The sequence below is a fragment of the Streptomyces sp. NPDC043952 genome (genome assembly GCF_056435325.1).
The window spans coordinates 49,402-64,710 of record NZ_JBWKES010000008.1; the positions used below are offsets into that span (position 1 = coordinate 49,402).

At 71.5% G+C, this 15,309-nt stretch carries 13 protein-coding genes; 5 read left to right on the forward strand and 8 right to left on the reverse strand.

The genetic code is table 11. The features are described from left to right. Window positions 1-3 precede the first annotated feature (3 nt). Window positions 4-831: a carbohydrate ABC transporter permease gene (locus AC069R_RS11770; RefSeq protein WP_478766620.1), complete on the forward strand. Its 828-nt coding sequence runs from the start codon at window positions 4-6 to the stop codon at window positions 829-831. Between the two features lie 210 nt (window positions 832-1,041). Here AC069R_RS11770 and AC069R_RS11775 read toward each other — a convergent pair whose 3' ends face one another. Together AC069R_RS11775 and AC069R_RS11780 are read right to left on the reverse strand one after the other, a co-directional pair. Further along, window positions 1,042-2,229: a polyamine ABC transporter substrate-binding protein gene (locus tag AC069R_RS11775; RefSeq protein WP_478766621.1), complete on the reverse strand. Its 1,188-nt coding sequence runs from the start codon at window positions 2,227-2,229 to the stop codon at window positions 1,042-1,044. Between the two features lie 162 nt (window positions 2,230-2,391). Then, window positions 2,392-3,828 carry a gamma-aminobutyraldehyde dehydrogenase gene (locus AC069R_RS11780; RefSeq protein ID WP_478766622.1) on the reverse strand — a complete coding sequence of 479 codons (1,437 nt, stop codon included), beginning with the start codon at window positions 3,826-3,828 and terminating at the stop codon, window positions 2,392-2,394. A gap of 205 nt (window positions 3,829-4,033) precedes the next feature. Here AC069R_RS11780 and AC069R_RS11785 point away from each other — a divergent pair, with 205 nt between their 5' ends. The 4 genes from AC069R_RS11785 to AC069R_RS11800 all read left to right on the forward strand — a co-directional run bounded on the left by AC069R_RS11785 (window position 4,034) and on the right by AC069R_RS11800 (window position 8,156). Continuing rightward, window positions 4,034-4,552, forward strand: coding sequence for an Lrp/AsnC family transcriptional regulator (locus AC069R_RS11785; protein WP_145485556.1), 519 nt, complete (start codon window positions 4,034-4,036; stop codon window positions 4,550-4,552). Continuing rightward, complete coding sequence (locus AC069R_RS11790) at window positions 4,537-5,919, forward strand: aspartate aminotransferase family protein (protein WP_478766625.1); 1,383 nt, start codon at window positions 4,537-4,539, stop codon at window positions 5,917-5,919. The genes AC069R_RS11785 and AC069R_RS11790 overlap by 16 nt, the downstream gene beginning before the upstream one ends. A 192-nt stretch (window positions 5,920-6,111) precedes the next feature. Then, window positions 6,112-6,852, forward strand: a complete 741-nt coding sequence (locus AC069R_RS11795; RefSeq protein WP_478766627.1) for an ABC transporter ATP-binding protein — start codon at window positions 6,112-6,114, stop codon at window positions 6,850-6,852. Next, window positions 6,834-8,156, forward strand: coding sequence for a hypothetical protein (locus tag AC069R_RS11800; protein ID WP_478766629.1), 1,323 nt, complete (start codon window positions 6,834-6,836; stop codon window positions 8,154-8,156). Before AC069R_RS11795 ends, AC069R_RS11800 begins: the two co-directional genes overlap by 19 nt. 128 nt (window positions 8,157-8,284) lie before the next feature. On the opposite strand, the gene AC069R_RS11805 is transcribed toward AC069R_RS11800, so the two are convergent. The 6 genes from AC069R_RS11805 to AC069R_RS11830 form a co-directional block, all read right to left on the reverse strand. Further along, on the reverse strand, window positions 8,285-9,082 hold the full coding sequence (locus AC069R_RS11805) for a maleylpyruvate isomerase family mycothiol-dependent enzyme (protein WP_478766631.1): 798 nt from the start codon (window positions 9,080-9,082) through the stop codon (window positions 8,285-8,287). A 24-nt stretch (window positions 9,083-9,106) separates the two neighbouring features. Continuing rightward, the gene (locus AC069R_RS11810) at window positions 9,107-10,123 is read right to left on the reverse strand and encodes an ABC transporter ATP-binding protein (RefSeq protein WP_478766633.1); all 1,017 of its coding nucleotides are present in this window, start codon (window positions 10,121-10,123) and stop codon (window positions 9,107-9,109) included. Continuing rightward, the gene (locus tag AC069R_RS11815; RefSeq protein ID WP_478766635.1) at window positions 10,123-11,724 is read right to left on the reverse strand and encodes an ABC transporter permease; all 1,602 of its coding nucleotides are present in this window, start codon (window positions 11,722-11,724) and stop codon (window positions 10,123-10,125) included. Before AC069R_RS11815 ends, AC069R_RS11810 begins: the two co-directional genes overlap by 1 nt. 47 nt (window positions 11,725-11,771) lie before the next feature. Further along, the gene (locus AC069R_RS11820) at window positions 11,772-12,842 is read right to left on the reverse strand and encodes a thiamine ABC transporter substrate-binding protein (protein ID WP_478766637.1); all 1,071 of its coding nucleotides are present in this window, start codon (window positions 12,840-12,842) and stop codon (window positions 11,772-11,774) included. A gap of 267 nt (window positions 12,843-13,109) precedes the next feature. Further along, on the reverse strand, window positions 13,110-14,216 hold the full coding sequence (gene rlmN / locus AC069R_RS11825) for a dual-specificity RNA methyltransferase RlmN (RefSeq protein WP_397983780.1): 1,107 nt from the start codon (window positions 14,214-14,216) through the stop codon (window positions 13,110-13,112). Window positions 14,217-14,324: 108 nt separating this feature from the next. Then, window positions 14,325-15,101 (reverse strand): VOC family protein, encoded by a 777-nt coding sequence (locus AC069R_RS11830; protein WP_478766639.1) that lies wholly within the window; start codon window positions 15,099-15,101, stop codon window positions 14,325-14,327. Between the last annotated feature and the right edge of the window lie 208 nt (window positions 15,102-15,309).

The window sequence follows — 15,309 nt, forward strand, 5'->3', positions numbered from 1 at the left end:
GTCGTGACCGGTGCCGTGCTCATGGTGGTGCCGTTCCTCGACATGGTGATGACGTCCTTCAAGGGGCCGGGTGAGTCGGGGAAGCTGCCGTACCGCTTCCTGCCGAAGGGGTTCGGCTTCGGCAACTACCGTGCGGCGCTGGACCAGTTGGACCTGCCCGTGCTGTTCCGCAACAGCGTCGCCGCGACGGCGCTGATCACCGGCTCGGTGCTGCTCACCTCGTCGCTCGCCGGTTACGCGCTGGCCAAACTCCGGTTCCGGGGGCGGGACTTCGTCTTCCGGCTGGTGCTGGCGACGATGATGTTCCCGCCGTTCCTCTTCTTCATCCCGCACTTCCTGATCCTGGTGCGCTGGCCGCTGGCGGGCGGCAACGACCTGCTGGGGCGGGGCGGGGCGGGGCTGACCGTCAGCATCGTGGCGCTCGCGATGCCGTTCCTCGTCAACGGCTTCGGGATCTTCCTGGTGCGCCAGTTCATGCTTTCCATCCCGGACGAGATCCTGGAGGCCGCCCGCCTCGACGGCGCGGGCGAGTTCACCCTCTGGTGGCGCGTCGTCCTGCCCCAGACCAAGCCGGTCCTCGTCACCCTCGCCCTGCTGACCTTCGTGGACGCCTGGAACGAGTACATCTGGGCCCTGCTGATCTCCACCGCGAATCCGGGCGTGATGACCCTGCCGGTGGGCATCCAGCTCCTCCAGGACTACGTCGATCCCACCCGCACCATGCCGGTCGTGATGGCCGGTCTCGTCCTGAGCGTCCTCCCGGTCCTCGCCCTCTTCCTCCTGCTCCAGAAGCACTACATCCGCGGGGTGATGCTCAGCGGCCTCAAGTGAGGTCCCAGCGCGCGTCCAGACCCGCGCAGCGGACGGTGCGCAGCCCCGCCTCGTGCTTCCACCGGTTGGGTGTCCCGGATCACAGGCGCAGTTCCGCACACCGGGCGGCAACTCGTCGCGGATCCTCGGCAGTTCCTCCAGGTACGCCCTGGGGTCCACGAAAAACCCGTGGTCCTGCCAGACTGCGGTGACGTGCTGCATCAGCGTCCGTCACAGGCCCACGATCCGGTTCCAGCGCCGGGCGAACTCCACGCGTTCCGTGGAGGTGATGTCGCGGGCGATGGCGAGGCGGGAGCGCATCGTGGCGTCGGGGAAGATCAGCGGGTTGCCGGCGAGCGCCGCGGTGTCCTTGTCGGAGGAGTCCGCCAGGACCTCCTTGGCGGCCGGGACGGGGCAGACGTAGTTGACCCAGGTGGCCAGCTTCGCGGCGACCTCGGGCTGGTAGTAGTAGTCGATCAGGCGCTCGGCGTTGGCCTTGTGCGCGGCGCGGTCGGGGATCATCAGGGAGTCCGACCACAGCTCGGCGCCCTCCTCGGGCACGACGAAGCGGATGTCGGGGTTGTCCGCCTGGAGCTGGATGACGTCGCCCGAGTACGCCTGGCAGGCCAGCACATCGCCGCTGACCAGGTCCTTGGTGTAGTCGTTGCCGGTGAACCGGCGGATCTGGCCCCGCCGGACCTGCCGTTCCACCTCGTCGCACATGGTGTGGAAGTCGTGCGCGGTCCAGCGGGTGATGTCCACGCCGTTGCCCTGCATCAGCAGCGCGAAGGACTCGTCCAGGCCGGACAGCAGGGTGACCCGGCCCTTGAGATCGTTCGCCCACAGGTCCTTGACCGCGCGGATCTCGCGGCCGAGCTTCTTGCGGTTGTAGGCGATGCCGGTGATGCCGGACTGCCAGGGCACGGTGAACCGGCGGCCCTTGTCGAAGGCGGGCGTGCGCAGCAGCGGGTCGAGGTACTTCGCCACGTTCGGCTGGTGCGCGCGGTCCATCTGCTGCACCCAGCCCAGCCGTACGAACCGCGCGCACATCCAGTCGCTGATGACGATCAGGTCGCGGCCGGTGGACTGGTGGTTCATCAGCGCGGGGCTGATCTTGCCGAAGAACTCGTCGTTGTCGTTGATCTCCTCGACGTACTCCACCCGTATCCCGGTGCGCTTCTCGAACGCCTCCAGGGTGGGCCTGCGGTTCGGGTTCTTGTCGTCGGTGTCGATGTACAGCGGCCAGTTCGCCCAGGTCAGCCGGTGATCGGCGGACTCGTCGCTCACCGAGCGGTCGCCCGGCCGGACGTAGGCGGCGGGCACTCCGCAGCCGGCCAGCGCGCCGAGCGCGGCGCTGCCGCCGAGCGCGCGCAGCAGGGAACGGCGGGAGACGGACGTACGCGAAGAAGTCTGGGGCACCCCGGAAGGATGCCGCCGACGCGTCCGGACGCACAATCGACGCTGCGTCGAGCGGGGAGCGCCCTGTCCGACACCTTGTCGATCAGCACGGTTCACCAAAAGGGCGGCCCCCGCACAGGAGAGTGAACCTGTGCGGGGGCCGCCGGGGACGCTCCGGTGCCGCTAGCCCAGCGACGTCATCACGTGCTTGATCCGGGTGTAGTCCTCGAAGCCGTACGCCGAGAGGTCCTTGCCGTAGCCGGACTTTTTGAAGCCGCCGTGCGGCATCTCCGCGACCAGCGGGATGTGGGTGTTGATCCACACGCAGCCGAAGTCCATCTTCTTGGACATGCGCATCGCGCGGGCATGGTCCTTGGTCCACACCGAGGAGGCCAGGGCGTACTCCACGCCGTTGGCGTGCTCGACGGCCTGGTCCTCGTCCGTGAAGGACTGGACGGTGATGACCGGGCCGAAGACCTCCTTCTGGATGATCTCGTCGTCCTGCTTGACGCCGGAGACCACGGTCGGCGCGAAGAAGTAGCCCTTGTCGCCGACCCGCTTGCCGCCGGCCTCCACGCGCGCGTGCGCGGGCAGCCGCTCGATGAAGCCCTCGACCTGCTTGAGCTGGTTGGGGTTGTTCAGCGGGCCGTAGAGCACGTCCTCGTCGTCCGGCTGGCCGGTCTTCGTCTCCTCGGCGGCCTTGGCCAGCGCGGCGACGAACTCGTCGTGGATCGACTCGTGGACGAGGACGCGGCAGGCGGCCGTACAGTCCTGGCCGGCGTTGAAGAAGCCCGCCATCGCGATGTCCTCGACGGCCTTGGCGATGTCGGTGTCCTCGAAGACGACGACCGGCGCCTTGCCGCCCAGCTCCAGGTGGACCCGCTTGAGGTCCTTGGACGCGGACTCGGCGACCGACATGCCGGCGCGCACGGAGCCGGTGATGGAGGCCATGGCCGGGGTCTCGTGCTCGACCATCAGGCGGCCGGTGTCGCGGTCGCCGCAGATGACGTTGAAAACGCCCTTGGGCAGCACCGAGCCGATGATCTCCGCGATCAGCACCGAGGAGGCGGGGGTGGTGTCGGAGGGCTTGAGGACGACCGTGTTGCCCGCGGCGAGCGCCGGGGCGAACTTCCATACGGCCATCATCATCGGGTAGTTCCACGGCGCGACCTGGGCGCAGACGCCGATCGGCTCGCGGCGGACGATCGAGGTCAGCCCCTCCATGTACTCGCCGGCCGAGCGGCCCTCCAGCATCCGCGCCGCACCGGCGAAGAAGCGGATCTGGTCGACCATCGGCGGGATCTCCTCGGAGCGGGTGAGCCCGATGGGCTTGCCCGTGTTCTCCACCTCGGCCGCGATCAGCTCCTCGGCCCGCTCCTCGAACGCGTCGGCGATCTTCAGCAGGGCCCGCTGGCGCTCGGCCGGCGTGGCGTCGCGCCAGGCCGGGAAGGCGCGGGCGGCGGCCTCCATGGCGGCGTCCACGTCCGCCGGTCCGGACAGCGGCGCGGTCGCGTACGCCTCGCCGGTCGCGGGGTTGACCACCTCGGTGGTCCGTCCGTCGGCGGCGTCCCGGAACTCACCGTCGATGTAGTTGCGCAGACGACGCAGCTCGGTGCTCACTGCCGGCCTCCTGATCTGGTTCGAGGGTTCGAGCGGTCCAGTGCGGACGGCCGGTGCGGCTGTCCGATCACTGAGACACCCCACCCTAGTCGGCACTTCCACGTTTTCAACACCCCCGGCGGCGCCACTTCTGCGAAATCCGCAAGGTTTGATCGTCCAGACAACGAATTTCATCGATTGGGGCTTGCGAAACTGACGAGACCTCGTGCACAGTGAGCGCGTGGCCAGTCGAAGCGCAGACCAGAGGGACTCGTCCCGCGAGTCCAGGAACGGCACCCCGCAGTTGGATGCCGTCTCCCTCGCCATCATCCAGCAGCTCCAGGAGGACGGCCGCCGGCCGTACGCCGCGATCGGCAAGGCCGTCGGCCTGTCGGAGGCGGCCGTGCGCCAGCGCGTCCAGAAGCTGCTGGACCAGGGCGTGATGCAGATCGTCGCCGTCACGGACCCGCTCACCGTGGGCTTCCGCCGGCAGGCGATGGTGGGCATCCACGTCGAGGGCGATGTCGAGTCGATCGCTGACGTGCTGACTGACATGTCGGAAGTCGAGTACGTGGTGATGACCGCGGGCTCGTTCGACATCCTCGCCGAGATCGTCTGCGAGGACGACGACCACCTGCTGGACGTCATCAACAAACGCATCCGGGCACTGCCCGGAGTGCGCTCCACCGAAAGCTTCGTCTACATGAAGCTGAAGAAGCAGACCTACATGTGGGGAACCCGATAACCGTGACCCAGAAGGACCTCAGCCGCACCGCGTACGACCACCTGTGGATGCACTTCACCCGCATGTCCTCGTACGAGAACTCTCCCGTCCCGACGATCGTCCGGGGCGAGGGCACCTACGTCTACGACGACAAGGGCAAGCGCTACCTCGACGGTCTCGCGGGCCTGTTCGTGGTCCAGGCCGGGCACGGCCGCACGGAGCTCGCCGAGACCGCGTTCAAGCAGGCCCAGGAGCTGGCCTTCTTCCCGGTGTGGTCCTACGCCCACCCGAAGGCCGTCGAGCTCGCCGAGCGCCTCGCCGACTACGCCCCCGGTGACCTGAACAAGGTCTTCTTCACCACCGGCGGCGGCGAGGCCGTCGAGACCGCCTGGAAGCTGGCCAAGCAGTACTTCAAGCTGACCGGCAAGCCCACCAAGTACAAGGTCATCTCCCGCGCGGTCGCCTACCACGGCACCCCGCAGGGCGCCCTGTCCATCACCGGCCTGCCGGGCCTGAAGGCCCCCTTCGAGCCGCTGGTGCCGGGCGCGCACAAGGTGCCCAACACCAACATCTACCGCGCGCCGCTCTTCGGCGACGACCCGGAGGCCTTCGGCCGCTGGGCCGCCGACCAGATCGAGCAGGAGATCCTGTTCGAGGGCCCGGACACCGTCGCCGCGGTCTTCCTGGAGCCGGTGCAGAACGCCGGCGGCTGCTTCCCGCCGCCGCCCGGCTACTTCCAGCGCGTGCGCGAGATCTGCGACAAGTACGACGTGCTGCTCGTCTCCGACGAGGTCATCTGCGCCTTCGGCCGCCTCGGCACGATGTTCGCCTGCGACAAGTTCGGCTACGTCCCGGACATGATCACCTGCGCCAAGGGCATGACCTCGGGCTACTCCCCGATCGGCGCCTGCATCGTCTCCGACCGCCTGGCCGAGCCGTTCTACCAGGGTGACAACACCTTCCTGCACGGCTACACCTTCGGCGGCCACCCGGTCTCCGCGGCCGTGGGCCTCGCCAACCTCGACCTGTTCGAGCGCGAGAACCTCAACCAGCACGTGCTGGACAACGAGGGCAACTTCCTCCAGACGCTGCAGAAGCTGCACGACCTGCCGATCGTCGGCGACGTCCGCGGCAACGGCTTCTTCTACGGCATCGAGCTGGTGAAGGACAAGGCCACCAAGGAGTCCTTCAGCGACGAGGAGACCGAGCGCGTCCTGTACGGCTTCCTCTCCAAGGCGCTGTTCGACAACGGCCTGTACTGCCGTGCCGACGACCGCGGCGACCCGGTCATCCAGCTCGCCCCGCCGCTGATCTCCAACCAGGAGACGTTCGACGAGATCGAGCAGATCCTGCGCGCCACCCTCACGGAGGCGTGGACCAAGCTGTAATCAGCTGACGGTGTGACCGCGACCGGCCCCGGAGCCGCCCGTTCGAGTGAGAACGGCGGTCCGGGGCCGTGTGCTGTCCGGCCACCGTCCGGCGGCTGCCTAGCGTGCCAGTGACCGATCGGCCCTGCCTTCGTTCCCCCATATGGAGGAACGGGGCACGGGAAAACGGATCAGGAACCGAGGTGTACGCCCATGGAGGCTCCGCCGGACAACGACGTGCTGTGGGCACGGTCCCTGCACTTCACGCACCCCGACGGCTCCCCCGGACTCGCCGGGGTCTCGCTCGGCGTCCGGGAGGGCGAGATCCTCGCCCTCAGCGGCCCCCGCGGCAGCGGCAAGACGACCCTGCTGCGCTGCCTGTCCGGCCTGGAGCCGGTGCGGGAGGGCGAGGTCTGGTTCAACAGCACGCCCGTGCACACCCTCGGCCCGGCGCAGCGCGAGCGGCTGCGCCGCGACCGCTTCTGCTGGATCGGCCCCGAGCCGGCCCTGGTCCCCGAGCTGAACGCCTGGGAGAACACCGCGCTGCCGCTGATGCTGCGCGGCACCAGCCGCCGCCGGGCCAAGACCACCGCGCTGGAGTGGCTGGAGCGCCTCGACGTCGGGGAGCTGGCCCGCAAGCGCCCGCACCGGCTGCGCCAGTCCGAGCGCCAGCGGATCTCCATCGCCCGCGCGCTGGCCCCGGCGCCCACCGTGCTGTTCGCCGACGAGCCGAGCGCCCCGCTGCACCGCGCCGACCGCGGCCATGTGCTGCGCACCCTCACCAGCGCCGCCCGCTCGCACGGCATCACCGTGCTGCTGGCCACCCACGACCCGGAGACCGCGGCCTTCGCCGACCGCACGGTGAACCTGCTGGACGGCAGGCCGGTGCGGACCGTACACCTGCCGGAGGTCCCCGACGCGGAAGGCCGGGCCGCGTGCTCGATCTCCGTCTGACCCGCGCGGCCCGGCCCGCCGTCCAGCTGCGCCGCCTGCTGGTGGCGGCGGCCTCGGCGGGCACCGGGTTCCTGCTGCTGTCCTGCCTCGGCTACGCCCTGAAACACCCCGAGTCCGCGAGCGCGGGCGCGCTGCGGCTGGCCTGGTGCGTGGTGCCGGCCGCCGCGACGGTGTACCTCGCGCTCGCCGTGGCCCGCACCGATCCCGGCACCCGCCCGCGCCCCGGACTGTCCGCGCTCGGCCTCGGACCGGCCCGGCTGATGGCCGTCTCCGCCCTGGTCACGGCCCTGTCCACCACCCTGGGCTCGCTCCTCGCGCTCTCCCTCTTCCTGCATCTGCGCGGCGACCTGACGGGGCTGCCGTTCGACGGCGCGGCGGCGTCCTTCCTGGCCGCCGGCAAGCACCTGCCCCGCGCGGCGACCCTGACCCTGCTGGCGGTGGTGCCGGGGGTGACGACGGTCGCGGTGGCGGTGGCGCTGCGCCCGCGGGACCCCCGGCCGCCGGCCCGGCCGCAGCGGAGGTATCTGCCGTTCGTACGGCAGGCCGGTGCCCCGGACGCGTCCGGCCGGGCCACCGAGGCGGCACCGGCGGGCGCCGGGGGCACCCCCTCCGGGGACGGCACCGGGCGGGCGCCGAGCGGGGTGATCGACCCCCGGTTCACGCCCCCGCCGGTCGCGAAGCCCGCCGACGACGACAAGGGGCCCGGCGACACCCCCGCCGGTCTCCCCTGGGCGGTCGCCCTCCTCGCCGCCGGCCTCACCGCCCAGGCGTACGCGGGCCGCACGCCCCCCGCCCCCACCTTCACCACCTTCCCCGCCAGCACCGGCCTCTTCCTCCTCGGCTGGCTCCTCACCGCGCTCGGCCTGGTCTTCGCCGCCCCCGGCCTCACCCATCTGTGCGGCCGTCTCCTCCAGTGCGCCCGCCCCGGCGCGCTCCGCCTCCTCGCGGGCCGCGGCCTGATGGCGGAGGCCACCAGGATCGGCCGCCCCCTCGGCATCCTGTGCGCGGTCACCGCCGCGGGGTACGCCATGACCACCCTGTACCGCGCCCCCGCCCGCGCCCTCGGCCCGCTGAGCGCCCTCGGCGCGCTGGTCGTCACCGGCTGCGCCTTCGCCACGCTGCTGACCGTGGCCGTCGAGACCCGCCAGCGCCGCGCCGAGACCACCACCGCCCTGCTGCGCCTCGGCGCCCCCACGGGGGTGCTGCGCGGCGCCGCCGCCCTGCGCGCGCTCGTCCTGCTGGCCTTCTTCACGCCGCTCACCCTGGCGATCGCCGCGCTGGCCGCGTTTCCGCTGACCCGCTGAACGCCCGGCCGCCCGCTCCGCCGGGCCTCCCCGCGCCCCGGATGCAGGCCACTCCAAGGGGCGCGGGGAACCGCGCGATCAACCGGCGAGCGGCCGCACCCGGCACTCGGGACGTACCCCCACGGCGCTCAGCCGAAGTTCGTGTTCTCCAGCCAGAACTCCAGCACCGCACGCTCGCCCACGACGTCGAGACCCGGAGTGTCCAGCGGCAGCCGGCGGTAGAAGGCGAGCAGCACGGACGTGAGCGGCCCCCGCAACGCGACCGTCGCCTTCTCGTGGCCGCGCCGCCAGCTCACGCCGTCCTCGCCCAGCTCGACCAGCCACTCGGCGTTCAGCTCCGGCTCGGCGTCGGTGGCGTGCAGATGGATGCTCCGGCCGGGCGCGCGCAACTCCGCGGCCCACTCCCGCGCGCCGGTGCGCTGCACCCACTCCACCAGTTCCAGCCACTCGTCCAGCGCGTCGGCGGCGATGTCGGCCGCGACCTCGTACGGCGCCCCGGTGGTGAGCGCCGCGTCGGCGCGGTGGACGGTGATCTCATGGGTCATCCGGCGCGCCCAGAAACCGCTGGTGGCGGGGCCGGTCCAGCTCCACACCCCGGCCTCGGGGCCCGCCTCGCGCAGCGCGCCGACGATCAGCTCGCCGGTGTCCGCCAGCCACGCGTCCAGCGCCGCCGCATCGCCCCGCTCCTCGGGACCGCCGCCGAGCGGGACCCGGTCCGTCGGGATCATCTCCTGCGCCCGCTCCCGCACCATCGTGCCGGACCAGCGCAGGGCGCCACCCATATGCCGTACGAGCTGTTCCAGCGACCACTCCGGGCAGGTCGGCACGGTGGCCGACAGATCCGCGCCGGAGGCGATCAGTTCCCTCAACTGCCCCACCTGGAGGGCGATTTCATCGCAGTAGCGGTCGTGCGCGAGGTAGGTCATGGGCCCACCCTAGGCGGCCGGTGATCAGTCGAGCACGACGATTTCGGCCGCGTCGAACTCCGCGCCCACCGTGTCCCCCGTCTCCGGCGCGTCCCGCAGCGCGCAGGCCGCTTCCAGGCGGGGGCCGTCCTGTGGCTGGAGGTGGACGGCGACATGGGTGCCCTTGAAGGTGCGGGCGGCGACGGTGCAGGTCAGCCCGGTGTCGGCGGGGACGAGCCGTACCCCGGCGGGCCGGACCAGCAGCGTCCGGGGGCCCTGCGGGGCGTCCTTTGGCACCGGCAGCTTGCCCCAGGGGCCCTCGGCGACCGCGCCCACGACCGTCGCCGGGACCACGTTCTCGAAGCCGAGGAAGCGGGCCACGAACGCGTCGGCGGGGCGCCGCCAGACGTCGAGTGGCGTGCCGGACTGGGCGATCCGGCCGTCCCGCATCACCACCACCCGGTCAGCCAGCGCGAACGCCTCGCCCTGGTCGTGGGTGACGGCGAGCACGGTCGTGCCCAACCGCCCGAAGAGTTCGCGGAGTTCGACCACGAGGCGTTCGCGCAGGGAGCGGTCGAGCTGGCCGAGGGGTTCGTCCAGCATCAGCAGCCGGGGCCGGGGAGCGAGCGCGCGGGCGAGGGCGACGCGCTGCTGCTCGCCGCCGGACAGCCCGGCCACCGCCCGGCGGGCGGCGCCCGGCAGTCCGACCAGTTCCAGCAACTCGCCCACCCGCGCGTCCCGTTCGCCCTTCGGCACGCCGTGCATCCGCAGCCCGAACGCCACATTGGCGCCCACGTCGCGCTGCGGAAAGAGCTGGTGGTCCTGGAACATCAGGCCGACCCCGCGCCGGTGCGCGGGCACCCCGCCCTGGTCCCGTCCGGCCAGCGCGATCCGCCCGGCGTCCAGGGGCTGGAGCCCGGCGACCGCGCGCAGCAGCGTGGACTTACCGCTGCCGCTGGGCCCGAGGACGCACACCACCTCGTGCTCGGCGACCTCCAGGCCGACCGCGTCCAGCACGGGCCGCCCGCCGAAGCGCACGGTCGCGCCCTCGATGCTCAGCATCAGAACTCCCCCGTCCGGTCGGTGCGCAGCCGCTCCAGGAGGAGCAGGGCGGCCGCGCACACCACCATCAGAATCGTCGAAAGGGCCATCGCCTGGCCGTAGTTGAGGTCGCCGGGACGGCTGAGCAGCCGGGCCACGGCGACCGGCAGGGTGGGGTTGTCGGGCCGCGCGATGAACACGGTCGCGCCGAACTCGCCCAGCGAGACGGCGAACGCGAACCCGGCCGCGACCAGCAACGCCCGCCGCACCAGCGGCAGATCGATCTCCCGCCACACCCGCCAGGGCGAGGCCCCGAGCACGGCCGCCGCCTCCCGCAGCCGGGCGTCCACCGCGCGCAGCACCGGCAGCATGGTGCGCACCACGAAGGGGGCGCCGACCAGGGCCTGCGCGAGCGGCACCAGGATCCAGGACTGGCGCAGGTCCAGCGGCGGTCTGTCGAGGGCGATCAGGAAGCCGAAGCCGACGGTCACGGCGGACACGCCGAGCGGCAGCATCAGCAGCGCGTCGAAGCCCCGTACCAGCCGGCCCGCGTCGCGGCGGGCCAGCGCGGCGGCGGCGAGGGAGCCGATCAGCACGGCGATGGCGGTGGCGGCGACGGCGTACTGGAGCGAGGTCCACACCGCGTGCACCGGCGCCACCAGGAACGTACCGCCGTCGGTGCGGGTCAGCGCCCGGTAGTAGCCGAAGCCGGGGGCGTCCAGGGAGCGGCGGACGAGGACGGCGAGCGGCAGCACCAGAAGCAGCGCGACGCCGGCGAGGACGCCCGCGAGCAGCGCCCACTGCCCCGCGCCGCGCGGCCGCCGGGCGGTGATGCCGGGGTCGACCAGGCGCAGGGCGGTCTCCCGGCGGCGTACCGTCCAGGCGTGGACGCCGAGGACGGCGCCGACGGCGGCGAACTGGACGAGGGTCAGGACGGCGGCCGTGCCCAGGTCGAAAATCTCGGAGGTCTGCCGGTAGATCTCCACTTCGAGGGTGGAGAAGGTGGGGCCGCCGAGGATCTGGACCACACCGAAGGAGGTGAAGGTGAACAGGAACACCATCAGCGCGGCGGCGGCCACGGCGGGCGCGAGGGCGGGCAGGGTCACCTTGCGCCACGCGGCGAACGGGGAGGCGCCGAGCATCCGCGCGGCCTCCTCCTGCCGCGGGTCGAGCTGGGCCCACAGCCCGCCCACGGTCCGTACGACGACGGCGTAGTTGAAGAAGACGTGCGCGAGCAGGATCGCCCACACGGTGGTGTCCAGCCGTACGCCCCACAGCTGGTCGAGCAGTCCGCCGTGGCCGACGAGGGCGAGGAAGGCGCTGCCGGCGACGACGGTGGGCAGCACGAACGGGACGGTGACGACGGCCCGCAGCACCTGTTTGCCGGGGAAGTCGAGGCGGGCGAAGACGAACGCGGCGGGCAGCGCGAGCAGCAGGGTGAGCGCGGTGGAGGCCAGCGCCTGCCAGGTGGTGAACCACAGCACGTGCCGGATGTCCGGCCGGCCGACCACGTCCGCGATCCGCCCGAGGTGCCAGGCGCCGCCGGTCTTCAGGCCGCGCGCCACGATCGCGGCGACGGGCCAGGCGAAGAACACGGCGAAGAACGCGACGGGCAGGGCCATCAGCCCCAGCCGCGCCGCGCTCCCGCGCCACCTCCGCCCGCGGGCGGTCACTTCAGTACGAGTGACGTCCACGTCTTGACCCACTGATCACGGTCGGCGGCGATCTTCTCGGGGGCCATGGTCTCGGGGTGGGGGGCCGGGGGACCGTACTTGGTGAAGTCGGCGGGCACCCGGGCCCCCGCGACGACCGGGTAGACGTACATGTTCAGCGGCATGTCCTGCTGGAACTCCCGCGAGATCAGGAAGTCGAGGAACGCCTTGGCGCCCTTGGGGTTCCGCGCGTTGCTGAGCAGCCCGGCGAACTCGATCTGGCGGAAGCAGGTGCCGGTCGCCACGCCGGTCGGGGCGGTGGCGGGGCGCTTCTTGGCGTAGATCACCTCGGCGGGCGGGGAGGAGGCGTACGACACGACGAGCGGCCGGTCGCCGCCGGCCTTCCTGCCGCCGGAGGAGCCGGAGAACTCCTGGTCGTAGGCCTGCTCCCAGCCGTCGACGACCTTGACGCCGTTGGCCTTGAGCTTCTTCCAGTAGTCCTGCCAGCCGTTGTCGCCGAACCGCGCGGCGCTGCCGAGCAGGAAGCCGAGGCCGGGCGAGGCGGTGGCCGGGTTCTCGGTGACGAGGAGGTTCTTGTACTGGGGCTTGACGAGGTCGGCGTACGACTGCGGCGGCGTCAGGTGGTGCTTGCTGAAGTACGCCTTGTCGTAGTTGACGCAGATGTCGCCGTAGTCGACGGGGGTGACGCGGTGCTTGCCGTCGAGCTGGTACCGGGCGCCGACCTTGTCCAGGCCCTTGGCGGTGTACGGCTGGAACAGGCCGTTGTCGAGGGCGCGGGAGAGGAGGGTGTTGTCGACACCGAAGAGGACGTCGCCCTGGGGGTCGTCCTTGGTCAGGATGGCCTTGTTGACGGCCTGTCCGGCGTCGCCGTCCTTGAGGACGCGGACCTGGTACCCGGACCGCTTCTCGAAGTCCGCGAGGACGCTCTTGGAGACGGCCCACGAGTCGTGGCTGACGAGGGTGACGGTCTTGTCGTCCGCCGTGCTCTGGCCCTGGGTCGAGCCGCACGCGGACAGCGCGAGCAGGCCGAGACCGACCGCCGCGGCCACACAGGTCTTGTTGTGCACTTGGTTGTCCTCCTGGGGTTGGCCAGGAAGAACGCGGCCCTGCCCGGAAGACCCGGACAGGGCGCAACAGCTTGAGTAGTGACCGAACTTCCTACCCAGAATGACCTGGGCGAGGTTCAGAGGGTCTGCGGCCTGGTGCCGCACTCTCAGCGCTGTGGCGCTCCCCTGTCGGAATATGAAGATGTTGAGACTGCTTCTTCTGCTTCTTCGACTTCTTCTGCTTCTTCGACTGCTTCAATGATGAAGAAGCGATGGACCGGGCTCAGACTACCGCTCGGTGGCGGCGAGCTGACCACAGGCTCCGTCGATCTCCTGGCCACGGGTGTCCCGGATCGTCACCGGCACACCGTGCGCGGCGATCGCGTCCACGAACGCCTTCTCGTCCTCGGGCCGCGAGGCCGTCCACTTGGAGCCCGGAGTCGGGTTCAGCGGGATGAGGTTGACGTGCACGGGCCGGCCCTTGAGCAGCCGGCCGAGCCGGTCGCCGCGCCACGCCTGGTCGTTGATGTCGCGGATGAGCGCGTACTCGATCGACAGCCGGCGCCCGCTCTTCTCGGCGTACTCGAACCCGGCGTCCAGCACCTCGCGCACCTTCCACCGCGTGTTCACGGGGACGAGGGTGTCGCGCAGCTCGTCGTCGGGGGCGTGCAGCGAGATCGCCAGCCGGCACTTGAAGCCCTCGTCGGCGAACCGGTGGATGGCCGGCACCAGGCCGACGGTGGAGACGGTGATGCCGCGCTGGGACAGACCGAGGCCGTCCGGCGCCGGGTCGGTGAGCGCGCGGATGGCGCCGACGACCCGGTTGTAGTTGGCGAGCGGCTCGCCCATGCCCATGAACACGATGTTGGACAGCCGCGCCGGGCCGCCCGGCACCTCGCCGTCGCGCAGCGCCCGCATGCCGTCCACGATCTGGTGGACGATCTCCGCGGTGGACAGATTGCGGTCCAGGCCCGCCTGCCCGGTCGCGCAGAACGGGCAGTTCATGCCGCAGCCCGCCTGCGAGCTGATGCACATGGTGACCCGGTCCGGGTACCGCATCAGCACGGACTCCACGAGGGTGCCGTCGAACAGCTTCCACAGCGTCTTGCGGGTGGTGCCCTCGTCGGTCGACAGATGCCGGACGACCGTCATCAGCTCCGGGAACAGCGCCTCGCGCAGCTTCTGCCGGGAGCCGGCCGGGATGTCGGTCCACTGCTCGGGGTCGTGCGCGTACCGCGCGAAGTAGTGCTGCGAGAGCTGCTTGGCACGGAACGGCTTCTCACCGATCCCGGCCACCGCTTCCTTGCGCTCCGCGGGCGAGAGATCGGCGAGATGCCGCGGCGGCTTCTTGGCTCCGCGCGGCGCGACAAAGGTGAGTTCTCCGGGCTTGGGCATGGTGGTACCAGTGTCGCAGATCCAAACGGGTGACCTGCGGCCGCAGCTTGTGGTGCTCGTCGCGGGCGGACCGGGCCGTTCGGCTGGGGGCCGGTCGGTGCGGGTGGTTCACATCGGGGTCGGTTTGATCATGGCGAAGGGGGCGCCCTGGGGGTCGGTGACCACGGTCATCCGGCCGGCCATCATGTCGAAGGGCGGGGCGAGGACCGTGCCGCCGCTTCTGACCAGGGCGTCCACGGTGGAGTCGACGTCGTCGACCGCGAAGTAGGCCAGCCAGTGGGCGGGGGTGCCGGGCGGGTCGTCGGCGAGCTGGGTGACGCCGCCGACCGCGCGGCCGCCGACCATCAGCGCCCAGTAGGCGTCCGCGCCCTCCATGGGCTCGATCTCGATGCCGAACGCCTCGCCGTAGAAGGCGGTGGCGCCGGGTACGTCGCTGGTGTGCAGCTCGTTCCAGGTCAGCGCGCCCGCCTCGTTGACGACCTGGGCGCCGTGGAAGTCGCCCGGCTGCCAGGCGCCGAAGACCGCGCCCTGCGGATCGGCGGCGATCAGCATCCGGCCCAGGCTGCCGACGTCCATCGCCGGGACGAGCAGGGTGCCGCCCGCGGAGACGATCGCGTCCTGGGTGGCCTGGGCGTCGGTGGTGGCCAGGTAGCTGGTCCAGACGGTCGGCGGCGGTTCCGGCATGTCCTGGGGCTTCGGGCCGAGGCCCGCCACGGGCTTGCCGTGCAGCTCGCAGACCGTGTACCCGCCGAACTCGGCCGGCCCCGGCTGACCCTGCCAGCCGAGCAGGTCGCGGTAGAAGTCCAGCGCGGCCTGCTGGTCCGAGGCCATCAGGTCGACCCAGCACGGGGTGCCGGTCGCGTACGGGGTGGTGACTTCGGGCATCTCTCGCTCTCCCTACCAGGGGACCGGGGGGCCACGGGACCAAGGGACCAGGGGACCAGGGTGGCCACGCCGCGGGTCGTTCTTTGTCACCATCGTGTGGCCAAACGTGATCCCCCGCCCGTCGGAGCAAAGCGGCGCCGGCGGGGGGCCGGACGAGCGGGCGGTCGTACGGCGACGGGCCCCGCCCTGTTCCCAGGGTGGGGCCCGT